Below are 25,179 nucleotides of genomic sequence, written 5' to 3'. Positions count from 1 at the left end.
ATTTAACTATAGATGCACTTTGAGGATTATGCCAGCCTAAGTAGTGCGAGACGATCTGCCATGCCGAATTCTTTGTCACCTTAAATGTTGGAAAAAGCTCCATACAGATCTCCCGCCCTTCCCTGGCATAGAGGTGTCATGGCAAACGCATCATTGCCTAGGTGAGATCCGCAATACCGATAAGACAGCTCTACGGCCGTTTATACACATATGGGTCGGCGGTGACGCTGCCCAATCGCTATTACGGTATTCGCCGCCGCGTCCTCGGTAAGCCTCTATAAAACCGAGGAGGAGAAGATAGAGCCATATAAAATTTTGGGGCGACCGTTCGCCCTTGGCTGAAACCTTTTGGAGAGCTGACATGATTTGGGCGAGCATTCTATGGATCGTGGCGGGCTCTGCGTTTATGGGCGTCGGCCTCAGTTTTATGAGCCCAAGTAATCGTTTTCAACACCGTTATGTACTGCGCCGCACTATCATTTTGGAGTGTGAAGATCACGGAAATATCATCCGCTTTTGGCCGTTAGCGGCCTTTATGAGAGACCTTTGCATATAATCAAAGCGGAATATTTCGAGTCATAACCTATTGAGATTACTTGCCTTAGTCATGGACTTTAAAACCGTCAGCCGTAACAGGTCCATGAGTTCGAATACCATAGTCTCCGCCATCTTATATACGATAATACCCTAATTATTAAGGGCTTTATCGTATCGTCGTTTCTGGGGTACGCAGCTTCTGTCGCAGCGTTTTCGGATCGTTTCCGCATCTTTTTTCGGCCATTTCCGCAACCCTCCCTCTCTCAAATTTGGCTAGGAGATAGGGTCTATTCAATTTGCGCGACAGCCTCCTGACTTCCCAACATTTCAGCGCATAGATGCCACATTCGCTTGCTTCTGCTGGGTCGATAGAATACAGCACCGCGTGAGTTAATCGGGCACAGCATCCATAATCCAGGGAGGCAAGAATCAAATAGCATAGTCATCAGGTAAGTCGAGGTGAACGATGCCGACCTCTTCTAGGTGTGAAATGCTTTCACGCGCTCCTTGAACCCGATCCGGTTCGGCAGCCAAGCAAAGAAGAAAATAGCCGCACTCCGACTGCAACGCCCTTAGAGTTCTAGGTCGAAGTCGATGATCGCCCCGCCCGCCACCGTATAGGGCCCCCAAGGTTCCGACAGATCTTGCCCCGCTGGGAGCGCCGGATCTCGAAGCTGGACCATGACCGTGCTGTCTGCGGGGACCGCATAACCAGCTACTGTTGGATACCGCATCGGATTGGTCCGTAGTCCCGGCAGAAAACTCGGAGCTGTTGTTCCCGAGATCGTGCCGATTAGGCGCTCGCCCCGGTCATCTTGGGTCAGGAAGACTTGGACGGGGCCTGACTGCGACCGATTTCGCTTTAGTCTAACTGCGAGCCACGCTTCGGTTGGTTTGGGGCGTGGGAGCTTTGCCTGTTCGCTATGCAAACTGCGAAAACCCAAGCCTTTGAGAATATTGTTCACGCCAGCACTACCGCCCGCAAGAACGAGGCCAGTGAGAAAATAACCGAAACCGCCTAAATTAGAACTTCCGACAAACATCGCTTTATACAGACGATCGATCACATCTAGCTGCAGTGATACGGCGACTACGACTCCCGCTAGAACCGATACAATCGTTTTCGTGCCTCGACCGTCGAAATAGACGAGAAACAGCCGCCAATTGAAAATGACGGCAAGCGCCGACTCCAGCACCAGTGCGATAGTGAAGACAGCGAACAAAACTTTGAACATCTCGCTGTAAACGGCCGGGTCGATATTCTGCGCTATCTCATTTGGAGTTTCAACGACGGCACCGGAAGCCCCCATCACACAAAAAATCGATATGGCAACGACCATGCACCAAAAACGTATAACAGCTGCGTGTTTAGTGGTTTTTTTCATCGTGCTAGCCCCCTTTGCCCCAAGCCGCTCTATCGTCTACCTGACAAATTTTCTATCCGATCATAAGTCTTGGCATAGGACATCACGCTCATCGTCGTAATAGTCAAGCGTCCATCGAAGCGCTTTGAGAGGGTCGAGCAATTTTCCGTCCGCATCTCGTTTGAGCTGCAAGTGAAGATGTGTCGAAAACCTGCCGCAGGCATTCGGAACTAGGCAAGGCTGCGTTCCAGCTGCATTGCCGGTGCATCCTGCATAGCCAACGACAGTTCCCTTGGTGACCGAACGCTCTGCTCCCTCGAAGCGATCAAGGTGTCCAAGAATGAAGCGGTAGTCGACGCCAGCGAAAGTGAAGCGAAGGTGGACGCGTGTTCCCATGTCGTCGGGGCTCGTCCGGTGCTCCACCTCCCCGTCGATCAAGGCAACGATCGGGGTGCCATGCGGAGCGAAGATGTCGACACCGCCATGTGCCTTTTCAGCGCTTCGTGGATACATAAACCTGCTCCACTTCGGCCTCCAGCGATTGTTCGCATAGAAGCCACGAAGCTCTCCAGCACGCCCGATAACCGGGGTCGGAGTTAATTGGGTCGGATAAAGTACGGACGTAAAGGGTGTCGGCATCACGAGGCCAGGCGGAAGGCTCGGTGTCTCGGCAGGAGTAAAAAAAGCAGGAGGAACTTCAATTTCGTCGCTCAATTTAGGCTCCTATTTTCCAAAAACCCGGAACAAAAAATCGCTATCGTCGAAACCCTGGTACAGAAATCTCGCCAATGCAAGCTACAGTGACGTATCGAGATGGGACCTTATTGATTTTGACTACGCACCGGCGCTGTATCGGAGAATTTTCGGACGGTTCGATCCATTCGAAATTTCTGCAGGTGTGCTTCCACGACAAACGACTGCGTTAGTCACCAAGGAGCTCGCTCACACTGAGCGAAATGGGAGGATAGGCGATGCTGACATCCGCACCGGCTTATGTCGCGATGATGGCGATCGCTGCTACGCCCGACAGAGCGAGCCGTCTCGCGATCTTCATCGGCACCGTAGCCCCCCCATCAACGAATCCACCTCCGCAATGGTTTGTGAGTTTCGCCGACGCCGACCAAGCCGACCAATGGTTCAAGCAAGGAGGTGAACCTCCTGAAAACGCAGCCAACATATTCGATGTGCCGCCGCCAGACTTTCTGTCTGAATGGCTAAAAGGAGGACTGGTCGGCGTATCCGACGGCTCGGGCGCTGAGCTTGAAGATCGCATGATGCCGCTCACTGGAACCAATGCGCGCAAGCGACTCTGGATCGACCACGTTATCCGCATTCATTTCTACGACGCAACGCAAGAATTTCGCTTCGCCGCCGAGCCCCCGCAGTTGCTGACTCGCCTCGATACAGCCGGGTTCGTTGTCGATACGGATGGTAATGACGTCGCGGATCCGGCTTGGGTCGTCTCGCGACTAAGGCTCGATGCGACTGTTGCTTGGACGGACTTCGCCACGCGCGCACCCAATCGTACCGAGCTCACCGGTTATCGTGTCGCCTGCCATCTGCCGATCGCGGTCAATGCCCACGCTGCCGCCGACAACGATGACGGTCGTGCGAAACAGTACGACACCCGCGCGATCTTCCTCGCCGAAGCCGTCAGACAAGATCAACTGGGAGCGCTCTGGACAACTGCGGGAGATCGTTCTCCGGCATTTCGCGCCATCGATTTGCGGTTTTCCGATGTCGATGGAATGACGCCTTCGTCGCCAGTGGTTCCAGGCGGCCTGCGCGGAAGGACTTACGCGCTAACTGATCTGATCGGCTCGGACCAAGCCTATCGAACTGACCCGACTGATGCGGCCATTGCGCCCTTGTTCGCCAGTGTCGAGCAGTTCTCCGAGACGAAGCCGACTAACTTAATCGCGTTGCGTCGCCAGATCGGACTTCGCCGCATTGCCAACGAGCATCAGCTTGTCTTGCGGGCGGAATTGCATCTTGCACTCACCGACCTCGATCATTGGACCCCCCTTTGGGACGGGCTGGCGGGGAACGTCACCGGACTAGATAGACCCAATGGATTGCGGGTGAGTAACTCCGATGCGTGCCTCCTGCTCGCCCAGGAACAGTTAGTCGACCATCTCGCTACCGACTTCGGCGCGGTCCTCCCGGCAGAGTGGCGGGTGACTGTGAGGGTGGAGCAGACCGATTCCGATTCAGGGGGTGGAGATACGATTGAACGCATACTGGCACGCGTCATCGAGAAAGCCCAAATCCTAGCAAAATCACCGCTCCGGGCCTTACGACCCGAAAGCGGTCTTTCGACCATCCCGGCCATCGACGTTAATGGTGCCAAGCCTTTGGCCTGGTACTTGGTCGGCGGTTTCAAGTCGAAGTCTACCGACCGGCGGATATTCAAGAGTTCGGGCGGCGCGACACCTTGGTGGGTCGCTCGTCGAGAGGGGGAGGAGCCGGGGCTTCGGTCCTTCCAACCGGTTCGCGCGGACGATGTCTGGAAGGCCTCGCCAAAATGGCGGACGCGGCCTGTCGAACTAGACCTATCGACAATCACATGCGTCGATGGAGCCGCTCTGAAGCTCGTCAGGACGCCGACAGCTGTCTTAGAAGCGATCGACGACAGTCGCGAACCCACCAAACAACCTGAGCTCGATGACGGCATTTGTTTTCAGCTCTATGGGGCTCTGCCGGCCGGACCGAGCGCCCAGCAGGTGCGAATTGGCGCTTTCCAGTTCAGCCTGCTCGCCCGGTCATCATTCGTGCAGACCTTTCGGATGGTGTTGAACCGGGACGCAAATTCGCTGGCCCGCTCCCTCAGGCTCGGCACACGACTGGAGGTCGTGAGCGCGGAGCCGATCGAACAGGATCGGATCGGCGGGCGGCGGAGGATTGGCGAGTCTCTCGATGGGCCGGTTCTGATCAGACTCGGCGATCGCATTCAGGCAATGAAGGCGCTGGAGCTTGTCGGCATAGAGACGTTCAAGGCCGACTTTGATCAGCAGGTCGAATGGAGCTTTCGCGGCCCACTATCTCCTTCGTTCGGAAAGCTGCTTATAATCGATCCGCAGCCGTTCCGCGTGGCGGCCGTGGACTATGGATTCAAGCCCGATCCCGACAACAACGAGATTGCTGTCTGGCGGCGCAGCGACGACGGCAATTTCGCGTGGCGGGTAAGAGATCCGGCCGAGACGGTGCGCATGCTGCTCCCGCCGCAGATCATCGGCGAGGCGATGGAACGGCGAGTCGACGGGCCGAATGTCGCGCTCAATGATATTGCACCGGATGCACCGGCAACGTCACGATTCGGCTCCCTTACGCGGATCGATTTCGATCCCACCTATCGCGAGACTGCGACCCGCGAGCCGAGCTGGAATTTGCGCCGAGTCTTGGGTCGCATCGCAGACGCGGTACCGGGCGCGCTAATCCGTGATGTCCGCTTCGAGATCGCCTATGGCCTGATCGCGCGTCACCAGCCTCAACGCGAGACCTGGCTGGCCGAGATGAGCGGCATCATGGGTGCCGCCCCGGACGCGCTCGAAGCAACCGGTAGAGACCATCTTTTCATCAAGCATGGCAACGAAGTGCTGCGGCTGGCGGACCATCGGCTCGCAGTCGACAAGATCTGGTCGGGGCGTCCAGAGCGGCGGTTCGAGACGAATGAAGCTCTGACCTTCTTCCTTCGGACAAGGGCGAAAGGCAATGCAGGTGGTCCCGCCACCAAATTGCGCTATCCGGTTCCCGGTCGCTATCCGGACGAGAGTGAGGCAACCGCAGTCCAAAGGCTGCGCGAGACCTTCCAGGACCCCGGCGATCCCCAAACGAGCAGCTTCGCAGGCGGCGTGTCTTGGGCCTTCGAAAGTGCAAATATTCTCGAAGAAGCCTACGAGCAGCCCGTCACGACCGAGGGCCGCATCAGCGACATATTTTTCTCGGCCCTCGGGGGTTGGGGCCGGCAGCGTGCTGCCTTCGCCCAAGGCAAGTCGATCATCGAAACCGAGACGGCTATGGGCCGCCTCAGCGTCTACAAGTTGGAGCGGCTTGGACGGATCGGCGGCCTCGGCCATCGTGCCAAGCATGTCATTGTTTATCGTCGGACAGTCGCACCGTCGGCCCAATTTTACAACAATGAGTCGATCGGAACGAAGCAGGACGATCATGCCGGGCGGCCGATCCTGCGCAAAGTCGAAGAGTATGTCGATATTCTCGAGCCTGAGCGACACTATCCCGAAAAGGGTTCGGGAACACGCGAGCCGGGGTGTCTCTCGGGGGCCCGCTTCATCAGCCGCCGCATCCGGGTGGACAGCGATTGGGGCGGCGATGTCCGCAACGAGGGCTGGATGGTTCCTTTGTGGCGCGCCGACATGGTCAACACGGCGACCAACGCCGATACCAAGGATCCCGATAGCCCCGCAAACCTCTATCCCAAGCCGCTGGTCCAGTTGCTCATGCCGGCGGAATCCGACGAGGAAGTGCCTGTCGCGGTCGACACGCCCGAGCGCCTGGTATTCTACACCTCGACGATCGAAGGAGAGACGGCCGACAATATCGACGATTGGCATGCCGTCGAAAGCATCGATTTTTGCGATGCGCCGCCACCTCGCGTCGAGGCGGTCCCTCCAAGCAGCGCTGCTCTGCACGACGGCATGCTGCCGCCGGCGCCGCGGTCTGCCGGCGGACACGATCCCCTTACCCTCGGCCTCGTGAATGGACAGGTACCCATTCGGATCGGCGCGGGACGGACGGCGACGGGCCCCGCGGCGACACTCAAAAATATCACCATTTCGCGGGCAATGCCGCGTGCCGTCCGGGATCAGAACAAAGATCATCCGGCGGTAGCCGCGCAGCGTGCCGGCGACGAGGCAGGCTGCTTTGCGGCGGACCTGCGAGCCAAATTCGATCAAATGTTCGGCAAGGTCGCCGCGCGGTTCGAGACACTCGGGCGCGAAGCTCTGGGTGGCCGCGATCGGGCGCTACAGGCGGTAAAAGACACTCGGGATGAGCTGAAGGCGGAGCTGCGAAGTTTGCGCGTCAATCTCGACCAGGAAGCGAAAAAATTTACGGACAAGCTCAACGAAGTCAAAAATTTCAAGCCTACAGAGCTGGCGGACAAACTCTCCTCGGCGCTGCGCAGCGATCTCATCAAAGAGCGAGAGGGGCTCAGGAGTCGGGCGATCGGCGCGATCGCCTTAGCAAGCGCCGATCTCCTCGCCCGATCGCAAGACCTTTCACAGCACTGGTCGATCGAGCTAGACACTGCTATCGGTCAGTGGGAGAAGGTGACGGTCGGCAAGTCCATCGCTGAACTGCGGAAAAATGCGCGCGCCCTTCTCGACGGTCAGGTTTTGCGGGCCCTCCAGGCGTGGCGCGACGATACGCTTCATGCCAAAACCGAGATCAAAGCGCTACTGACACGAGTCGAGCCGAGCCTCGACAAGCTGACGCGGCTCCTCGATCTTAGACCCGAACTTCAACAGGTTCGCGGTGAAATCACTGCAGCGCTCGCAAAAGCGTGCGGGGACATTGTCGAAGCACGCAAAGCGATCGCGGCATGGCAGCCTTTCGGCAGCGACGCGGAGGTGAAAGCCAAACGGGCCGAGCTCCATGCTGCCGCCGCCAAGTCGCGCCGGTCGCTGCTCGACATCGCCGGACGCTTGCAGGGAATGGCCGCCGCCTCGGGCCTCAAGCCGAATGTCGTGGCGAAAATAAACGAGACGGTCGTGTCGTTGCGAGCATTCGAGACGTATCTAGGTGAGCTCGACCGAGAGGCCGAAGCGTTCGTCTTTCCGCCTACTGACTTTTTAGGGTTGCTGAGGCGACTCGACACTCTTGCGGTTCAACTCGGCAACGGTGTGAGGCATGTTGCTGATGAAGTCGACGGCCTGATCCTTGTCGCAATTCAAAAGGACGCAGAGCTTCTCGCTCAGTTCGGTCAGGTCGCAGACCAACTTCGGCACGATATCTGGACGGTTATACTCGAGCCATTGGCCACAGCCGCTGACACAGCCGCTACCGTACTCGACAAAGCGCGGAAGGACGCCAAAGCGTTTTTGGAGGCGGGTGACATCGCCACTGCCGAGGCAGCAAAAGCCGCCCACGATCTTGCGGCAACCCTCAAAGGCCAGATCGCCGACAAAATTCGCAATGCTCAGGCGACTGCCCAGGACGCCGTGAGGGATATCGAGCAAGCCATGCGTGAGGGCGTCGACTCGACGGACAAGGCGCTCGGCAAGGTCATATACGAATCCGCCGAGGAGGTTCGCACCTATCTCATCGACGTCGGCACAGTGACTGCTCCCGCCCAAGGTGTCGCCGAAGAGCTGCGCAAGCAGATCGCTACGCCTCTCGATGCTGCCACGACTGCAGAACAAGAAATCGACGCCCAGATCGATGCCTTCGCTGAAGCGCTGATCGCCACGATCAACAGCCTTGCCGACGAAGTCGACAAGGTACGCAGCGCTATCGAGGCGGCTGCGGCCGACCAAGCGCGGCGGATCGCCGGCCGTCTGGAATGCTATCTCGGCGGCGTGGAGCGCGAACTCGCCCGACAGCTCGGTGTGCAACCGGGGGATCTCGTGAACGGTGTCGTCGCCAGCGTTGACAAGGCGCACTATCTCTATCAGGAGGGCGACAATGTTCTGCGCTTGATCCGCGCGGTCGGCGATCCGCCCAAGACCGACGCATTGGGGTTCAATCGCCCCGAGGTCGCCTATGTCTTCGACGTCCTGAAGTCGGTCGTCGACGTGACACCAGTGCTTGCCCTCGCCAACCGTGTCACCGACACTACCGCTGCAATTCAGCAGGCCGCTGGCGCCGCCGGAAAACTCCTGGAATCATTCGGCATCCGCTTGCCCGTTGGAAGCCTCGGCGAGGATCTCATCCCGGACAAGCTCAAGGACCTATCGCTCGGCAAGCTGTTCCCAGACTTTGCAGGGCTCAACCTGGAAAGCTTGCTCAAGAACGCCGGCTTTCCCGATCTTTCGGGCAAGGATTCACAAGGAGTCAAGATCACACGCGGCTTTGACAGGGACCGCCGCGAAGCTTGGCTGCGAGCCGAGATCGACGTGAAGCTGAGCAAGTCGTCGTCGATCCTCGATATCGGCCCCATCGCGCTGATGATCGACGAAGGCCAGTTCCGCGCCGAGACTCGGGTTGCCATGGGCGCCGATGGCCGCTTCGAGAAAGAAGCAAAGGGCCAGATCGCGGGCGATTGGCGGCTTGTCACTGCAGGCATGGACATCATCACCTTCGAAAAGACGCCGCTCTTGTTCGACAAGTCCGGCAAGATCGACTTCAAGATAGCGACCGACCGCGTGCGTTTGGCTCCTACGCTCGAATTTCTCACCAATCTCATGGCAAAGGTCGGCAAGGCGATGCCAGCAGGGGTTGAGCCGATCATGCGTGATGGGATACCGGCAGGCCTCGTCACCAAGCTATCGATGCAACTGCCCCCTGTGCAGACGGGCGCCTTTGCCATCACCGATCTGAGCTTGGCCGCGAGTTTCGGCATCATCGCAATCCCTGAGTTCGAGATCGTATGTTCGCTCGACATCGCCTCGCGCGATGCACCATTTACCCTGGCAGTTTGGCTTCTCAACGGCGGCGGCTATGTAACGCAGCGCCTTTCGTATCGACCGATGTCGCGCCCAAAGCCCATCCTCACGTACACGCTCGACATCGCAATCCTGGCGGGTGTCGGCATCGGTTTTGGGTTCGGAGTCGTTTCGGGCGGCGTATGGCTGCAGGTCGGATGCAGCGTGGCGCTGAGCTGGACGACGGGCGCGGCCAGCAACGTCACGACGGTCACGGCCTTCCTGCTAGCGCGCGGCAATGTCGATGTCGCGGGATTGGTCAGCGCCAACATTATGCTCCGACTCGAGATCTCCTATAACGGATCGACGATGGTCGCGCGCGGCACGCTGCGCCTGAGCTTCCGGATCAGCATGTTTTACACGCTGCGCGTCAACCAGGCGGCGCAATATCACCTGGCTGGCGAGCGGCGCGCCGACCCGGCCAATGACTATTCCGAATCCTTCGGCTGAGCGGCGGGGAGCACACAATGGTGATATTTAAGGTTCAGGCCGACCGCATCCAGTCGAATAACGAGGCGGCATCTGCCTGGGTGGCAGTCAAGATATCAGCTGTCTGGAGCGCGCCGCCCGGTGCACCGACGCAAGCCGATGTAGACGCCCTGTTGCCGTGGAAGTGGGAGACATTGGCAGGCGGTGCCGTGTGGACGCCGCACGATCCCGACGCTTGGGCTCTATGGACCATCGACCCGGCCGACATGAGGACCGCGCGCTCAATCATTGCTCCGCTAACGGTGACGGCGGTTTCGCACCTCGTGGTAGTCGATGACCTCGACACCCGGCTCGACGCCGCGATCACGGCGATCACCCAATCCGATGGTGCCATTCGGCCTGAAAGTCTGGTGCCGCCCGATCAACAAGCGAAGACCAACTTGGCCGGTACTGTTCTCGGGTTCGTCGAGCGATTAGCCAGCGTTCCACACCCCTTGCCGAGTGCCTCGAACGTCCACGCGCTGCTGGAGATCGGCGGTCTGGCGAGGCCTGGCGAGCTGGATGGCTTGTTGCTTATCGCTGCCCCCCGCGTCACATCGCAGCCCGGTCAGGCCTTCGATGCAAGGTCGATCAACCCCGTCTTCGAGGTTCCGGATCCCCGCAATCCTGACAATTTTCATTGGTCACTCGCTGGCCCCAATCACTCCGCAGAGCTGAAATCGAGCCGCGTCGTCAGCGCGATGCGGGCTGCCCCTCCGACCGGCCGTGTCCTCGACCTTTACGATCAGACGATTGCCGTAGTGAACGATCCCCTGCGTACGCTGCCCACGGCAGATGCGCTCGCTGGGCTACCGCAGGCCTTGGCCGATGCGATGGATCCTCTGGCACGGTTGCGCTCCGTACTCGGCGAAGGAATGCGCGAGTGGATAGGCAAGCCCGCGAACGCTGCGGTTCTGCGCGCAGATCTCGGTATCGACGCACCGCCAGATCAAGTTCCGCAATCCGTGCTCAAGCGCATGCTCGACGCGATCGCCGTCCAGGTGCTCGGAGCGCGCTACGACGCGGTCGGCCGCTTCGAGGTACCGCTTGTCGAAGCGCTGGAAGCGCATGACGATCCAGCCACCGCTTCATTGCTGACAGAACACGTCGCCTCACTTCCGACGGGCGTTAATGAGACACACCTTTTGGCAGGGTGGCGCGTCGAGCCGGGTAATGTCTTCGGCAATAGCTACGCAGCCGATGACTGGGCGAGAATTGCGGCCGCCTCGCCGTTCACCCGCGATCATCTGTTGCAGCTTGCCGGTTTCGACCCGGCGCCCAGTTCCTCGCGAGAAGAGGTCAAGCTCGACACCGACGTTCTGCGAGAGATTTGGAGTCACGCCGCCGCAGTCGTTCCGGTCCGGCCCGGCGAACTGCGCGGCATCCGCTATCTCGAATTACCGCGCGAACAGCCGGGCGCTGGCCCTCGTTCGTTGCAGCTCGTCCAGCGGTTCGAGCCGATGAACCCTCCGCAAGCCGGGACGCGTGCGCCAGCGGAGGGCGCGCCCTTTGCAAACGTCTCCTTCGAGCGGGCAAGAGCCAACGCCGCGCTTGCCTTCGCCGCGCCATTCATCGAGGGAGTGGTGAGCGGGCGATCCGATTGGTCAACAGCACTGCCGGGCGACGTCACCGATCCGCTGTTCGAACGACTGAGCAGAGGGCTGCGGACACTGCTGCGTGGCGACGGTCAGATCGAAGGCCTCTATCAGACGCTCTGCCACCATGCCGCATCGCTCGCCGGCATCAACGATCAGGACCCGCTGTTCGATCTTTTGTTGAGCTTGCTCGATGCGGCGGCCGAGGAAGCGATCTTGCTCGGTGCGGCGCTTGCGCCCCGGGTCGATCCGTTTGACACGGTGACGCAGCTACCCCTTCCCCTATCCTTTCAAATTGATCAGTTGCAGACCTTTTCGCGGCATGTCGACGACTGGACGCGACTGGCTGGTTACGGCTTGGTTGCACGGCGAACCGGCGCGGCGAACGAAACCGCTTTCGTCTCGCTCAATGCCGCTCGCCTCTATTTCGGGCAGGGACAGCATCCCGCAGTGCCACGTGACCCGAACTATTTGTCCGACTTCGAGGCTGTCTACGGCGGGCGGGATCCCGTGTCCGGGGAGGCCGCTGACGGAGTGGAGCGTGAGTTCGTCGATCCCCACCCGTTCGCGCCCGGCGATCAGGTCGGCGTGAGCGACGCGATCGCCGAATACAGCAATGCCTGGCAGACGGCCCCTATGCCGGGTCAGGCGGCACTCGATTCCGAAGGTAGTGCGCACGGTGTAGAGTCGGCGCGTTTCCTCTACGGCTCGCCCGGTGGCACGGCGCCGAAACTGCCGACCTTGACGTTTGGTCGGACCTACAAAGTCAGGGGCCATCTCATCGGCCAAGGCGGCGTTCTTGCGCCGTTCGTCCGCCATCAAAGCAATCCATACGTGTTGCGCGACGATATATCGGATGACGCGCCGGGTCTCACTGCTACGATCCCCTATCTTCGTACGGTCGCGGTGTCGGGGCCTTCGTTCAGTGCGGACGCACCGCCCAAGCTCGCGTCGGTGTCGCTGCTAGCGGACGAATTACCCAAGCGCGCGCCCACGCGGCGGCTGGACCCGATAGGCTTGCGAATGAACGTCGACACGAGCAAGGGAGTGCCGCGCATGGCTTGCGATCCGGGCGCCAACGGCGGTCTGCGGTTCGAATTTGTCGTCGATGCTACCGGGCCGGCATCCTTCGACCTGGCGATCGAAGCTATCGACCAGCCGCCTCACCGTCTCGCCGTCCCGATCGCTGCGCTCGTAAAAGGCCTCTGGCACAGGCTGGACGTATTTCGAACGGGTGCCGTCGTTCTCCGCTCGCGTGAAGTCGGCATCGGAACAGAGGACGAGCTTCGGGCGAATGTGGCCTGGGTCGACGTCGCGCAATCGCAACTCGCCTATCAACCGGATGCCGTCAGCCTGCGCCTCGCGTCGGCCATGCCGGTCGACGTGGAGGCGGTTCGGGTCGTGTCGATCACCGGGTCCGGCGGAGGGGCGACGGAGGTATCGGAGAGCAGCGGCTTCGATGCTCCTCGCGCGGAGCCGCTGCTTCTCGACGGTCTCGACCGTACGTCACTTGGGGTCGGTCAGCGTCTGTCCAATGGGCTCGTGCGATCCGATGCCCGTGTCCGGATCGATGGACCAAGCATCGACCGACATACGTGGGAGCGGTGGGTCAACTGCGCATTGTTTGCAGATGGTACGCCCCAAGGCCTTAAAAGCCGCGTTGCGACGATACTCAACCGATTGCAGAGTGAGGGGGCGCAGGCGCGCACCGAGCTGGCGGATCCCGCAGTCAGCGGACTTTGGCTGGAGTTCTGGCGCGTCTTTCCTGTGCGTGAGCGCATTGGGGCGCCGCTTACCTTCTTCGCCAGAGGCGCCGAACCTTTGGCAAGGCCGAGCGTCGGTGTCGACGTCAAGGTCGGCGCCCCCGACTTGGCGGCAGGCGGGAGTTTCGCGAAGGACGGTGACGGAAAAGCAGTAGCCGTCGGCATAGCTGGACATGTCTACGAGCTGCGCGCGCGCGCGATCATTCGTCGGCAGGATTCGCCTTTCGACGGCCTAGTGCGCAACGAGAAGCGGTTCGGCCCGGCCGTGCTCGAAGGTTTTTCAGCTGTCACGCAAACGGGTGAGGCGCTGTTTCTCGGGCCCAGCTCGGTGCTGCCGATTGAGATCGCCACCGCGCAATTGCCCGAATTGGATGAGACGCATTGGAAGCCGGACAAAGTCGTCCCACTGCGCTGGGAAGGTAGTCGCCGCATTGTCGATCTGAAGCTGCCGGCAAACCTGTTCGGCGGTGAAGACGGCGGGCGTCGGCTATTGCGCTATTGCGCGAGCGCAAGCCTGGTACCGCAACACTGGACCTGGCGCGGTCGGCCTGATCCCAAAGGCCAGGACCGCTTGTTCGATCGCGCTTTTGCCCAGCGCCGCAACAACGATCACGGCAGCCTCGAACTCGGTGTGCTGCGCGTGAACCATGCGCTTTCGCTCGAACCTACCGTGACATCGGTTTCTCCGACTATTGTCAGCCGCGATCTTGACTGGCGAGGCGGCTGGAACCTGTGGCGCTTCGGCGTTCGCCTGACCAGCCGTTACCGCGCGCTTTTCCAGACGAAGGCGGACGATCTCGCCGTCTACGATCTCCATGCCTCGAGACCGGACTGGCGATGGCTCGAACGCGAAGTGCCTGACGCAGTGAACGGCCGTATGATCGGCAAGCCGCCTCTGGTTTTAGTGCTGCCGCTTACCGAAGCGGGGACTGACGATGGGCTGGTGCCCCCGCTGCTAGCGCTGATCGCGGAGCCGATGCATGTCAACGGCAACTTCGGCGACGATATTGCAGTCGCCGTCGACGTGGCCCGCCATCCGTTACCGGCTTTCAAGCTAACGACAGTGCCTGATCCGCTCACTGCCGTACAGAAGCTCAAATTTCTGCCCGAAGTCGGGCCCGATCCCATAAGGACGGGCGCCGCGCATCAGGGGAGCGCCGTGGCCCTGAGACTCGACGGGCCGATCGGCTACGGGTTCGACCTCGGCAGCGAAGCGGGCAGATTCACGCATTCGGGCTACCTCGTCTCTCCGGTCCGGCACAGGCTCGAGCCATGGTCGATGATTAAGCTTAAGATGCGGCGCATCGATTGGTCCGGCCATGGTGTTCTGACGGAAAGCAAGGAAGAACCCATTTCAGTGCGGGGCGTTTGGCAGCCGGGGTCGGAAGGCCTCGATACCTCGCCCGACCGGGTGCCGTTCGACGGACTCGTGGCGCAGGAGCTTGCCTACGAGTCCGGCAAACCGTTCGTCGTCGCGTTCCATAACGAAGAGGGCAACTCGGATGGGCCCGCAGGGCAAAGGCTTGAACTCACAATCGTCGAGACAGGCAGCGACTGGCGGGTCGATGCCTCGGTGCTCAAGGTCGACACGACCAAGGATTCGGACTGGCGCCTCGACCCCAACGCGCCCAATGCGGGCAATTTCGAGTTCGTCCGCGGCAGGCACCGCCCATCGTTCCGTCTGATCCTATCGGCGCGGGCCCGGCCTGAGAGAGACGAGCTCTGGACGCCGTCGGGGGAAGTGATGGTCCAAGTCAACCTCGGCGAAGTCGAGGGCGGCGGCAATGGCTGGCTAACGATCTTCAATCTGCCGATCGAGGCCGGGCACAAGGAGTCCATCGCGAACGAGCCCCGAGTCGATCTCGGCGTGAAGGCGCGGATCGAACGCGTCCGGTTATCGGACTTCTCACCCTCAATTTGGTGCCAGTTCACTGTGGCGAGCTCGAAGATAAGGATCGACCGGAACGGCGCTGCCCTGACCGTCGATGTCGACGGGCTCGACCTGAAGCGCCCCGATAGGATCCCCGACAACGGCTGGCTCAGCCTTGTTGTGCACGAAGGCAAGATGCCCCGAAGGATGTTGCCCGACGTCGATCCTCGAGCACAGGACGTGCCCGATATGGTGGAGATGCGCGTTGCCATCTTCACCGAGGATGCCTTCGATATCTCGCATCAAGTCCGCGAGCGCCCCGTCGTCGCCCTGCTCCTCGAGGACGACCAGTTGCGCCCGCTGGAGCCGGAAATCGTCACTCGCGCGAAGCGCATCCTTTGGCAGGAAGATACGACATCGAAGCCGGGCCGTCCCGGTCGCTGGCGACTGCTTCGCGTGCTGCGGCGCAAGGACGACGAGATTACTAATCTCGGCGACCTGTTTGCCGAACCGCTCGAAGAGTTGACCAACGATCCGGCAGACGGACGTGGCATAGTCCTGACGGTATCGCGCCCGTTCCCGAAGCGCGAACACTGAATCCTAAGCTTGGAGCGTTGAAAAGCGCCGTAACGACGCTTTGCTCGTTTTCAAGCCGAAGTCCTCGTCGATCTGCCGAGCTATTGACTCCCAGATCAGCTCAGGTTCGAATCCGTTTAACGACAGCAGCCATTCCCTATGCAGCACAAGTGGCGAGCGGTTCTTGCCGCCAAGGGGGCGCAGCCTGACCCACCTGATTCTTCCTTGAAGCCAAACCAATTGTCGCCCGTTTTCCTTAAGCCAGGTGATGTAACTCGGTGATCGGCCAATGTGCGCGGCGAAGGCGCTTTTGGACAGGTATGTGGCTGTGCTCATAAGCCCTCCTTTTCAGCGGCTTTTCAATGAATCCTTTCAAGATTTCAATGATTGAAATTTCAGTAAGCTGGCGGGCCTCCCACTAACACGATCCCGCGGGTTTCCGACCCCGTGTCCTTTGAAAGTCCTCAGGGTCCCCGGCGACTTTTCGGTGGCCTGGGCTGCAGATCCGCCTCGCTCGACTAGCATCAGTGGACGATCCGTCAGAGGGAGAGATGTCATGGAAATGATTGCCGTGCGTTCCAGTGCGATGACCTCCGTTGGCTACGACCCAGCAACGAGACGAATGAGGATCCGCTTTGAACAGGGTCACTCTTACGATTTCTGTGGGGTCCCATCGGTCATACACAATGGCTTGATGGCCGCGGTGTCCAAAGGCGCCTACTACAACCAGCACATCCGTGATCGTTATCAGTGCTGAGGCCCGTCTTCTACTTGGAAAGACGGACATCCCTGCAAAGGTTTCAGCTAGAGAGAATCCGCGAGTTCGATAACCCGTGTAGGGGGCGCCCCTTGGGGAGGACCCGGAAAAATCGGCGCCCTACCCGGCCTGCCCGGCTCATGCCTTCGGCTCGGCCTCGCTCAGGTCCAGCCGCTTGGCCACCCAGCGCTCGTACAAGCCGATGGCGACATCGGCGCCGGCCATCGCGGTCAGGCAACCCAGGGCGCCCGCCGTCCAGATCGACAGGCCCGCGCCGAACAACAACATCATCGCCGACACGCCGCAAACGATGCAGGCACCGGACCGAAGTGCTAGCCGGCGCAGTAACGCCCAGCCTCGCGCCCCATCCTTGTCAGCACGCCACATCTCGCCGGACACGCCTCCAACCAATGACAGGGCAATCACCATCCAGATTGGCATCTCTGCCAGTGCCTGTTGCTCGTTCGTCATTGCCCTGCCCCTTAAACAAAAAGACCCAGCGCAATGGCCGGGTCAAGTGGTGGGTGGCCTGCCGCGCTTTGCGGTCGCATCCATCGAAGATGGCCCCTTTTTACAGGTCGATTCTGGTGGCAGCAAGACCGTTTTAATGCCATCCGGTGAATGTGTGGCTTATGCCCGGTGAACGGCTGGCGAATGTCGGTGAATATCTATCCCGGCTTTCTTTTGCTGTTATGGCGTCCCATGCGTCCCACCTTCTTAAAACAAGGTGGGACGTCTGAAAGCCCCGCAGATTGGGGCTTTGCCCCACCGTCCTACTTTTATCTCTCTTTTCTCGTGTATAGAGAGAATATTTAAAAACACGCGTGCGCGTGAACACGCGCATTGATGCCCGCTACGCATACACGGGCGGGAGGCATGAAAAAGGTGGGACGGTGGGACAGCCCAACAACGACGGGGCCTGCGCCCGTCCCACCACCGCAAAAAGCAGTGGGACGGAGGCAGGCCAGTGGGACGGCGTGAGCCAGAGTAATGCCCACGATCAAGCCGCTTCCCCCAGGAGGAAGTGCTCAACCACGATGTGAGCGTCATGCAGGCGCTGGTAGTAAAGGTTGCGTGTGCAGCCACTCTCAGCCAGACGCGCAGTCAGAGGCACATCAGGCTGGAAGTAATGCACCTGGACCACCGTCATCAATTCGGGATCAAGGCGTTTCTTGACGATGCGCTCGATGTCCAGGGAGGCCTCCAGCGGCACCCTGCTCCCGCGCCTTCCGCGCACAAGCTGGCCACCGCTTTCCATCATCATCGCGACCATGTTGCCGCCCGAGTAACCGGCGGCGACCTCATCGCTGTGCAGCTCCTGCGCCCATTGCTTGAGGGCCATATCGATTGCCTTAATCATCGAAGCACGGCTCCTCGAACTCAGGTTGTTCCAGCGCCGGCGCCCTGCCCCAACCCTCAGGTTTCTTGTACGCCCAAGGCCGCTGGCCGCTCTTGCTCAAGGCACCCAAACGGAACCGTCGCCACCCAAGCCGATGCAGGATCGCACCCACGCGCATCTGCTCAGGCTTGCCCCAGTGACCGGGATCGAGCTTGAGCGCCTGACCCATCACTTCACTGCCGGTGGTGGTCTCGCCGATCTGCGATTCTTCGAGCCAGGTCAGGATGGGCGTTTCCCATTCGTCCACTACAAAGCGATCGTCCTGTTCCTCGCTGAACATCGGCGCTTCCTCTCGCGTTACCCACCAGAGATCGCCGGCCTCAAAACAGAACATCGCTTCGGCCCACAGCTGGTCGCGGATCTCGCGCAGCAACGCCACGTCGACCTTGGTACAGGCCACCGGCCAATAGCGGCGGTTGCCGGTGGCATCCTTGAGATACTCGTCCTGGTTGGTGGTACCGACGAAAACACACTGGCGTGGCACGTCCAGCGTTCTGCGGCCATAGCTTTCGCGGTAGGTGTCAGTCGATGCCGAGAAGAACTGCTTGGCCTTGGTGCTCTCGGCCTTGTTGAAGCTGTCCAACTCGCCGAGCTCGACGATCCACTTGCCGCGGATCGCCTGAAAGCCGTCCTTGTCACCGAGAGCAAACGGCGTATCCATGAACCACTCACCGCCGAGCACGCTCATGGCGGTCGACTTACCGGCGCCTTGTACGCCTTCGAGGATCATCACCGAGTCGGCCTTGCAGCCGGGCTTCATCACCCGCGCCACGGCCGAGATCATCCAGCGTTTGCCGACCTTGGACGTGTAATCGGTTGCCTTCACCCCCATGACATCCGTCAACCAACGTTCCAAGCGCGGCACACGATCCCACTCGAGCTTTTTCAGGTACTCACGCACCGGGTGAAAGGCGTGGTCGTGCGCCACCACGCTCACCGCTTCAATCACGTGCGACGACTTCACACGCAGGTTGTACTGCTGTGCGAGCCACTTCATCACGCGCACGTCGTCGATGTCGGCCCACTCGCCGGTGCCACCGCCATAAGGCGCAGCACGCAGCTTGACGATCTTCGAGCTGAAGGCGCAGTAGCTGATTACCCCGGCCCAGCGTTCGTCGTGAGCGAGGATCAATTCGACGTTCTGCATGTGCGCGATCAGGGCGCCGCTCTCGCTGCGAGCCAGCTGATCTTTCCAGCCACCGGCAGCGGGTGGGCGGACCACGGCTAGCACTTGACGGCGAACAGCTTCGAGGCCTTCGGTGACGTGCAGGTCGTTGAAGTCAGTCCACTTGTCTTGACGCTCTATCGAGAAGATCGGCGAGACCACCTGGGCACCGACGATCAGGGCGGCGTTGCTCGCTTTCTCCTCACCCGGGTTCCACGCATCGCCGTTGGGCTTGGTGGTCTTCCAGTCGTCATCGCGGCAGATGATCAGCGGGCAACCCGCAAAGCGCTCGCGCATGACCTTGCACACTGCTAGCAGGTTGCCCGCATCGAAGGCCACGGCCACCGCAAGCGACGTCGCCATGTGCAGGCTGGCACCGGTGGCGTAACCCTCACACACCAGCACCGGTTCGCCCGGCACCGGATGCGGACCGAGCAGGTGGAACGTGCCCTCCTTTGCCATCCCGTAAGGCCAATAGGATTTGTCGCGGCCGGTGTCTTCCTGTTTGTTCGGGAAGATCACCTGCAGACCCATGATCTGATCACGAGCGTTTTTCATTGGGACCAACACGGCGCCGGTTCGTGGCGCGTAGCGGACGTTGATGCCGACGATCTGTTTGCGGTCCAGGTAATCGCTGCGCCCGGTGGTCGGCATGCGCTCGAACAAACCCTGCGCCCTTTTCGCGGCCCGCCGCGCAGCGTTGTTCGCGATTTCGGCGGCGCGGCGCTTGGCTTCTTCCTGGCGGGCGCGCATCACTTCGCGCTCTTCCGGCGACATTCGACCGGCCTTGACCTTGATCTTCTGCGTCTCGCCCGAACGCCAGTCACCGAAGGCGCCGAAGATCAGGGTGTCGCCCTTCTCCGTGCGCTGCTCGTGGACAACGTACCAGCCGTTCTTTTCCTTGCCCTTGTCCTGCGATGTCTTGCAGCGGGTCAGCTTGCCGAACACCAGCGGTTGCGCTGGCTCCAGACCGTAATCGGCGAATTGGTCCAATACCTCATCGAGCATGCTGAATTCCTCGTTCAGAAAGGGACTGGCAGCTGATGCACTGCGAGCAGCCCGGTTGAGCCAAGCGACGGGCTTCCGGGATCGGGTCGTCACAGGCTTCGCAGAACAGCAAGGAATGAGCAGTGCTTTCGGCTTTGGCAGCGCTGCGCGCCGCCATGGCCTGATCGATGCGTTCCTGCACCAAGTCGTTGGCGAAATCGGCGATGTCAGCCACGGTCAGCACCTCGCGTCGTCTGGTTGACGTAGGTGGCGCGGTTGAACAGCCCGAGCAGCCCTTGAATGCCCCGGAACACCTGCAGCCGAATCGTCGCGAGTTCCTGATCGGTGACGACACCGTCGCCGATGCTCTTGGCCCAAGTCTCGGCGAGATCCGCGACTTGGCGGAAGTATTCGGCGATGCCGGTGGTGAGAGTCTCGGGCATGTCGTTGGTATAGGTGTCGGCCAGCTCCTGCCAGATCGTGTCGCCGACCAGCGCATGCACCGCATCAAGAATGCGGCGATCCTTGGTCAGTTCGAGGATCTCACCGAACTCCTGAATGTTGATGGAGTGGCTCGGATGGGTTGGCGATAGTTTGTGCTGCAGCGTGGTCGAGTTACGACCGGTCGTGGCTGCAATGGCAGCAGCGCCGCCCGGGTAATCGCGAGCGGCGTGGTACAGCGCTAAATCGAGCGGCAGGATTTCCCGCTGCGCCCGTTCCAGAGAACTCAGAGCGATACGGCTCATGGCATTAATCCTAAAAGTTGCCAGTGCCGCGCGACAGAAGTTGGTGATACATTTGCCGCGTGGTCTGGAGAGGCCCAAAGCCGGCTAGGTTCGTAAGACCAACACCGGCACCGTGCCGGGGCGAACAATCCGTTGTTCACCCCTGGCGCAACAGCTGCCAGCTCTGTGGTAAGAACGGCAGCAACACCAAGGCTTCCGAGCCTTGGAAACGCGATGAAAGTCGGCGGCATGTGGTGTGCTCGCCTTCCGACATCGCGACCCGATAGCATTGTGGTGATGCTGTCGGGAGAAAACAGGCGACCTTTGGGTCGCCTTTTTTCTAGTTTTTTTGGCTGTTGATGAAGTTGATCGGAGCGGGAAAGACTTCTGGTAGATCCGGCCTTAGCTCATGTGCGGATAACGCTCCTCGACAAGCTTTTACAATCAACGGCACCTGCTTAACGGGGACACCTCGGCGCATCCAGTTGAACAGTCGCTGAGGACTAACTCCGATAATTCGAGCGAAAGCCGTAGGAGAGCCAGCAGTGAAACCTATCGCTCTCTCAAGAGCGGAAACGGGTACAGGCCCCACTTGGGGTGAATTGAACGAGCTCATAGATTTACCTCGACACACCAAACACGAAACAAACAATACGTTTGTTATCGGAATACTGCAAGCGGGGTAACATACTGTTTATGAAAACACGGCTGATATCCAACAACGCTGAGCGCTTTGTGAAAGCGCTGGAGCTGACCAACACAGGTGGTACAGAGCTGGCTCGCGTACTCGGGTTAGAAAACGACCAAAATATTACGAACTGGAAAAAACGAGGGGTACCGGCCAATAAAATAAGCGCAGTAGCACTTGCGCTCGGGCTGAGGAGAGAGTGGCTCGAATACGGTGATCTGCCGATGTTTACGGATGATGCCGAGATCGTTTACGGGGTCACGGATGATGGAGAGCCCTATGAAATGACCTCCATTGTTCCATGGAATTCTGATCACTCAATTGAAAAAGATGATCTGGTGTTCTTGCTGACAGACCAGAGCGGAGCGCCTATAGAATCGAGCCAGGTTGACATACACAGCGCTCACAAACGTCATGTCACGCTTGACGTAGCAACTCTTAGAGAATGCGGGGTCAACGCGAATAATGCTGTGTTCATGCTGAACGTTGGGAATAGTAATCAACCCCTTCTTCCTCATGGCGCAGTGCTCGGCATTGACAAAGCTTTTACACGAATTGTCGATAGTGAATTGTATGCACTGACGCACAACGGCACCTTGAGGGTGAGGTTCTTACAGCGGTTATCCAGCGGAGCAATCAGGCAAAAATGCTTCAATCGTGAAGAGTATCCCGACAAAGAATACTCAATGGATCAGGTTCTCGAACAACGGATTGTCATCCTCGGACGCGTGTTTTGGTGGTCGGTAAGCAGACCTTTAGGCTCAGCCTAATCTCAAGAAACCAAACAAACCGTGTTGACCAAGCAGCAAACATATTGTTTACTCGCCTCACTCTTTACCACAGAGCGAGGCAATACCTATGCGCACCACCGCTACCTTACATGTCCATCCGACATGCGTAAGCAATCGCAACCTGATCGAACAACTACAGCTCACAACAGGCTGTCTGGTCGTCATTCATAACAGCAAACCCAAACTAGTCGCCAAGTCCTGCCAGCCCTCTCCTATCGATCCGAACGGTGGAGGGCAAGCGGCATGATCAAGTACAAGGTCGACAACCGCACACTGCAGTTGCTCAACGCCCAGGTCAACCTGACCGAGACCTTCAACCACGTCCTGCGAACAGCACCGAAGCGTGATTGCCTAGCGTTTCGCCTCAAGGCTGAGCGCGGCACAGTGGAAAGCACTTTTGTCGTCGAACTGGGCAGCGAACGCCACACGCTGACCCTGCACAACGACAAGAAGATGCACCTCAAACTCGCCGACTTCATCGAAGAGATTGCCAACGGTCCGTTCGACGCGAGCAACTCCAGCGACCTGGTACATCGCCCGCATGCCGATCGTCAATACGGCCGTTTTGATGTCCAGGACAAGCAGCGCGTGTTCGAACTGGTGCACACCGGAGGTGTGCTGAGCCTCGACATGGGTTTCGAGCTTCCCCTGCATGTGGCGCTGCATCGCACCCATTCACGCCGGGGCGTCACCGCCATCTTGAGCATCGGCAACAAGAGCCCGCATACGCGTTGCTTCACCCTGTACGACCCCGATGCCGAGATCTACGCAAAGCTCATTGAGTCCATCAACCACCTTGCTGCAGCCGCCACTCCTGCTGCGCATGCTGCTTGAGGAGCCGTTTATGGAACGCACCCTCGCCCAAGCAGCCACTCAACTCGGCCTCACTCGCCCCAAACTGATCGCTCTCATGCGGGAAAAAGGTCTGCTCAAGGGAAACCTGCCGGCGAACCCGAAGCGAGACAAAGCGTACCTGCGGGTCAAGGACAGTCCTTGGTATGACGAGAAACACGGAATGCAGCACAGCCAGTCGACTCGGGTGAAGCAGGCCGGTATCCGTTGGCTGGCCGAGCAGTTGGACATTGATCTTCCTGCCATCCCGGCAGATCGCCGTGACGTGGCCTAGGGAGTACGCCCGCCAGATCATTGCCATGCGCACACGTGAGGAGCGCAACGCCGCGCTCCTCGAAGTGCCCGAACATCTGCGCGAGCTGACCAGACGCCACTGCCTGAACGCCTGGAACCACCCGGCACGACAACAACGCAAGGAGGCTCGACAAGGCCATGAGTAACGCTGCACAGAACCCGCTCCGCCTGCATCCGGCGCCAGAATCAGCCACCGTCGAACTGCTCTATCGCATCTTCGGTGACGTCCTGATCCCGCTGGAAAAAGTCCGCGAGCAGTACTTTCGCAATCTCAACGAGCAGTCGTTCGTGACGGAGATCAACAGCGGCCGGATCCAGCTTCCGATCACCACGCTGGACACCAGCCGCAAGGCGCTGAAGTACGCGCACATCCGCCACGTCGCCTCACTGATCGACATCCGCGCCTACAAAGCGGATGAAGACATGCAGCGACAGCAGGACGGCCAACACCCTGTTGCCCCCACACCACTGACGGCCGTCACCACCGGCCAACGACAATCCCAGGAGCACACCACATGATGACCCCAATACAAATCGGTGCACTCGTCACCCTGATAGTTCTGGCCGCCCTTCTGCTCTGGGGCGGTTACATCATGGGCCGCAGCGATGGCCTGGAGACAGGCCTGCGCGAGGGTGAAGACATCCAGCGCGCCGCAAGCGCCAAAACCATCCGCGAGCTCCAGGCATCCCTGCAGTTCATCCGGGCCGATCACACGCGCTTGGCACACTCCTGCAAACGATTTGAAGCAGGTCCACTCTTCGGCCCGGCCGAGCACCAGGCGCTAATCGATATCGGCGAGCTGCTGCGGATCGCCGCTGAGACCTTCAGCGCCTTTCGTACCGGCAAGAAGCTTGAGCGTGACGCCCGCTCACTGCGCGAACAGGTGCTTGCGATGGCTGCGCAGCTGCAACCAGGAATTCAGGACAACAAGGTCGGACAACCGCTCTCCGGCGCCGCGCAAGTCACTGTGGAGGCTGCGTGAATGAGTTGGCTCTTTTCGCAGGCGCTGGTGGCGGAATACTCGGCGGACACCTCCTCGGCTGGCGCACCGTCTGCGCCGTTGAGCGTGATGCCTACGCCGCACAGGTTCTGGCGCAACGACAAGCCGATGGACTGCTCCCGCCTTTCCCGATTTGGTCAGACGTGTGCAGTTTTGACGGACGACCATGGAGAGGCCTTGTTGACGTGGTTTCGGGAGGATTTCCTTGTCAGGACATCTCGGTTGCAGGCAACGGCCTTGGTATCGCCGGCGCCCGCTCCGGACTGTGGCAGCAGATGGCACGAATTACCGATGAGGTACGACCGCGCTACGTCGAACTGGAGAACTCACCATTGCTTGTGGGAAGAGGACTTGCCGTGGTGCTCGGTGACCTTGCCGAAATCGGGTATGACGCGCGATGGGGTGTTATTGGAGCGGCTGACCTCGGCGCCCCTCATCAGCGGGACAGGATCTGGCTCATCGCAGAAGACACCCGTCAGACGATGGCCAACACCGGTGGCGAGCATGGCAAAGGGATCCTCCCCTGCCGCACTAACTCGCCGATCGGGAGCCGACTGCTCGAACGATCGCCTGGATCACGCCGTGATGGCACTGGATGGTGGTCATCTGAACCCGGAATGGGCCGAGTGGCTGATGGGTTGGCCCATCGGGTGGACCGACTTAAGGCCATTGGCAACGGACAAGTTCCAGTCGTGGCAGCAACAGCATTCGAACACTTGTCAGGATTTGAAAATGGGTGAAGGCGC

Annotated in this window: 18 protein-coding genes and 1 pseudogene; 10 read left to right on the top strand and 9 right to left on the bottom strand. The window is 59.8% G+C overall.

Annotated features, from left to right (window positions below):
• Nucleotides 1-1,109 precede the first annotated feature (1,109 nt).
• Both BLU24_RS10995 and BLU24_RS10990 read right to left on the bottom strand, forming a co-directional pair.
• Entirely contained in the window at nucleotides 1,110-1,922 is an 813-nt protein-coding gene (locus BLU24_RS10995; protein ID WP_093099989.1) for a hypothetical protein, read from the bottom strand.
• A 60-nt stretch (nucleotides 1,923-1,982) separates the two neighbouring features.
• Entirely contained in the window at nucleotides 1,983-2,615 is a 633-nt protein-coding gene (locus tag BLU24_RS10990; protein WP_093099987.1) for a M23 family metallopeptidase, read from the bottom strand.
• Nucleotides 2,616-2,872: 257 nt separating this feature from the next.
• Here BLU24_RS10990 and BLU24_RS10985 point away from each other — a divergent pair, with 257 nt between their 5' ends.
• Together BLU24_RS10985 and BLU24_RS10980 are read left to right on the top strand one after the other, a co-directional pair.
• Nucleotides 2,873-9,952, top strand: a complete 7,080-nt coding sequence (locus BLU24_RS10985) for a hypothetical protein (RefSeq protein ID WP_093099985.1) — start codon at nucleotides 2,873-2,875, stop codon at nucleotides 9,950-9,952.
• Between the two features lie 17 nt (nucleotides 9,953-9,969).
• Entirely contained in the window at nucleotides 9,970-15,795 is a 5,826-nt protein-coding gene (locus BLU24_RS10980) for a hypothetical protein (RefSeq protein WP_093099983.1), read from the top strand.
• Between the two features lie 198 nt (nucleotides 15,796-15,993).
• Here BLU24_RS10980 and BLU24_RS27555 read toward each other — a convergent pair.
• A pseudogene (locus BLU24_RS27555) lies at nucleotides 15,994-16,110 on the bottom strand (terminase small subunit); the annotation flags it as partial.
• A gap of 220 nt (nucleotides 16,111-16,330) precedes the next feature.
• Between BLU24_RS27555 and BLU24_RS10970 the strand changes: the two are divergent.
• Nucleotides 16,331-16,531: a KTSC domain-containing protein gene (locus BLU24_RS10970; protein ID WP_093099979.1), complete on the top strand. Its 201-nt coding sequence runs from the start codon at nucleotides 16,331-16,333 to the stop codon at nucleotides 16,529-16,531.
• Nucleotides 16,532-16,669: 138 nt separating this feature from the next.
• Here the strand turns inward: BLU24_RS10970 and BLU24_RS10965 are convergent, their stop codons facing one another.
• The 6 genes from BLU24_RS10965 to BLU24_RS28200 form a co-directional block, all read right to left on the bottom strand.
• Complete coding sequence (locus BLU24_RS10965; protein WP_093099977.1) at nucleotides 16,670-17,002, bottom strand: phage holin family protein; 333 nt, start codon at nucleotides 17,000-17,002, stop codon at nucleotides 16,670-16,672.
• A 529-nt stretch (nucleotides 17,003-17,531) separates the two neighbouring features.
• Nucleotides 17,532-17,891: a PA0613 family protein gene (locus tag BLU24_RS10960; RefSeq protein ID WP_093099975.1), complete on the bottom strand. Its 360-nt coding sequence runs from the start codon at nucleotides 17,889-17,891 to the stop codon at nucleotides 17,532-17,534.
• Nucleotides 17,884-20,103, bottom strand: a complete 2,220-nt coding sequence (locus tag BLU24_RS10955) for a VapE domain-containing protein (RefSeq protein ID WP_093099973.1) — start codon at nucleotides 20,101-20,103, stop codon at nucleotides 17,884-17,886. Before BLU24_RS10955 ends, BLU24_RS10960 begins: the two co-directional genes overlap by 8 nt.
• On the bottom strand, nucleotides 20,093-20,317 hold the full coding sequence (locus tag BLU24_RS10950) for a TraR/DksA family transcriptional regulator (protein ID WP_093099971.1): 225 nt from the start codon (nucleotides 20,315-20,317) through the stop codon (nucleotides 20,093-20,095). The genes BLU24_RS10955 and BLU24_RS10950 overlap by 11 nt, the downstream gene beginning before the upstream one ends.
• The gene (locus BLU24_RS10945; protein WP_093099969.1) at nucleotides 20,310-20,828 is read right to left on the bottom strand and encodes a phage regulatory CII family protein; all 519 of its coding nucleotides are present in this window, start codon (nucleotides 20,826-20,828) and stop codon (nucleotides 20,310-20,312) included. The genes BLU24_RS10950 and BLU24_RS10945 overlap by 8 nt, the downstream gene beginning before the upstream one ends.
• Nucleotides 20,829-21,147: 319 nt before the next feature.
• A complete protein-coding gene (locus BLU24_RS28200) occupies nucleotides 21,148-21,423 on the bottom strand; it encodes a YdaS family helix-turn-helix protein (protein WP_093099967.1) in 276 nt (91 codons plus the stop codon).
• An 80-nt stretch (nucleotides 21,424-21,503) separates the two neighbouring features.
• On the opposite strand from BLU24_RS28200, the gene BLU24_RS10935 reads away from it, so the two are divergent.
• The 7 genes from BLU24_RS10935 (at nucleotide 21,504) to BLU24_RS10905 (ending at nucleotide 25,173) form a co-directional block, all read left to right on the top strand.
• The gene (locus tag BLU24_RS10935) at nucleotides 21,504-22,265 is read left to right on the top strand and encodes a LexA family transcriptional regulator (protein ID WP_093099965.1); all 762 of its coding nucleotides are present in this window, start codon (nucleotides 21,504-21,506) and stop codon (nucleotides 22,263-22,265) included.
• Nucleotides 22,266-22,529: 264 nt separating this feature from the next.
• The gene (locus BLU24_RS10925; RefSeq protein ID WP_093099961.1) at nucleotides 22,530-23,120 is read left to right on the top strand and encodes a hypothetical protein; all 591 of its coding nucleotides are present in this window, start codon (nucleotides 22,530-22,532) and stop codon (nucleotides 23,118-23,120) included.
• Between the two features lie 10 nt (nucleotides 23,121-23,130).
• Nucleotides 23,131-23,412 (top strand): phage antirepressor KilAC domain-containing protein, encoded by a 282-nt coding sequence (locus BLU24_RS10920; protein ID WP_093099959.1) that lies wholly within the window; start codon nucleotides 23,131-23,133, stop codon nucleotides 23,410-23,412.
• A gap of 25 nt (nucleotides 23,413-23,437) precedes the next feature.
• Nucleotides 23,438-23,578, top strand: a complete 141-nt coding sequence (locus BLU24_RS27770) for a hypothetical protein (RefSeq protein WP_164486587.1) — start codon at nucleotides 23,438-23,440, stop codon at nucleotides 23,576-23,578.
• Nucleotides 23,571-23,951, top strand: a complete 381-nt coding sequence (locus BLU24_RS10915) for a pyocin activator PrtN family protein (RefSeq protein WP_093099956.1) — start codon at nucleotides 23,571-23,573, stop codon at nucleotides 23,949-23,951. Before BLU24_RS27770 ends, BLU24_RS10915 begins: the two co-directional genes overlap by 8 nt.
• Nucleotides 23,948-24,415 (top strand): hypothetical protein, encoded by a 468-nt coding sequence (locus BLU24_RS10910; protein WP_093099953.1) that lies wholly within the window; start codon nucleotides 23,948-23,950, stop codon nucleotides 24,413-24,415. Before BLU24_RS10915 ends, BLU24_RS10910 begins: the two co-directional genes overlap by 4 nt.
• Complete coding sequence (locus tag BLU24_RS10905) at nucleotides 24,412-25,173, top strand: DNA cytosine methyltransferase (RefSeq protein WP_093099950.1); 762 nt, start codon at nucleotides 24,412-24,414, stop codon at nucleotides 25,171-25,173. The genes BLU24_RS10910 and BLU24_RS10905 overlap by 4 nt, the downstream gene beginning before the upstream one ends.
• Nucleotides 25,174-25,179: the final 6 nt, after the last annotated feature.

The organism is Pseudomonas sp. Z003-0.4C(8344-21) (genome assembly GCF_900104975.1).
Lineage (GTDB): Bacteria > Pseudomonadota > Gammaproteobacteria > Pseudomonadales > Pseudomonadaceae > Aquipseudomonas > Aquipseudomonas granadensis.
The sequence above is the reverse complement of the archived record's forward strand: the minus strand, read 5'-3'. Positions and strand labels throughout refer to the sequence as shown.

What these genes read in the sequence shown, in the direction of transcription:
- BLU24_RS27770 (WP_164486587.1), top strand. Translation starts at nt 23,438, where the DNA reads ATGCGCACACGTGAGGAGCGCAACGCCGCGCTCCTCGAAGTGCCCGAA.
- BLU24_RS10925 (WP_093099961.1), top strand. Translation starts at nt 22,530, where the DNA reads ATGATCAAGTACAAGGTCGACAACCGCACACTGCAGTTGCTCAACGCC.
- BLU24_RS10935 (WP_093099965.1), top strand. Translation starts at nt 21,504, where the DNA reads ATGAAAACACGGCTGATATCCAACAACGCTGAGCGCTTTGTGAAAGCG.
- BLU24_RS10945 (WP_093099969.1), bottom strand. Translation starts at nt 20,828, where the DNA reads ATGAGCCGTATCGCTCTGAGTTCTCTGGAACGGGCGCAGCGGGAAATC.
- BLU24_RS28200 (WP_093099967.1), bottom strand. Translation starts at nt 21,423, where the DNA reads ATGAGCTCGTTCAATTCACCCCAAGTGGGGCCTGTACCCGTTTCCGCT.
- BLU24_RS10995 (WP_093099989.1), bottom strand. Translation starts at nt 1,922, where the DNA reads ATGAAAAAAACCACTAAACACGCAGCTGTTATACGTTTTTGGTGCATG.
- BLU24_RS10960 (WP_093099975.1), bottom strand. Translation starts at nt 17,891, where the DNA reads ATGATTAAGGCAATCGATATGGCCCTCAAGCAATGGGCGCAGGAGCTG.
- BLU24_RS10915 (WP_093099956.1), top strand. Translation starts at nt 23,571, where the DNA reads ATGAGTAACGCTGCACAGAACCCGCTCCGCCTGCATCCGGCGCCAGAA.
- BLU24_RS10965 (WP_093099977.1), bottom strand. Translation starts at nt 17,002, where the DNA reads ATGACGAACGAGCAACAGGCACTGGCAGAGATGCCAATCTGGATGGTG.
- BLU24_RS10910 (WP_093099953.1), top strand. Translation starts at nt 23,948, where the DNA reads ATGATGACCCCAATACAAATCGGTGCACTCGTCACCCTGATAGTTCTG.
- BLU24_RS10970 (WP_093099979.1), top strand. Translation starts at nt 16,331, where the DNA reads ATGGAAATGATTGCCGTGCGTTCCAGTGCGATGACCTCCGTTGGCTAC.
- BLU24_RS10985 (WP_093099985.1), top strand. Translation starts at nt 2,873, where the DNA reads ATGCTGACATCCGCACCGGCTTATGTCGCGATGATGGCGATCGCTGCT.
- BLU24_RS10980 (WP_093099983.1), top strand. Translation starts at nt 9,970, where the DNA reads ATGGTGATATTTAAGGTTCAGGCCGACCGCATCCAGTCGAATAACGAG.
- BLU24_RS10920 (WP_093099959.1), top strand. Translation starts at nt 23,131, where the DNA reads ATGGAACGCACCCTCGCCCAAGCAGCCACTCAACTCGGCCTCACTCGC.
- BLU24_RS10955 (WP_093099973.1), bottom strand. Translation starts at nt 20,103, where the DNA reads ATGCTCGATGAGGTATTGGACCAATTCGCCGATTACGGTCTGGAGCCA.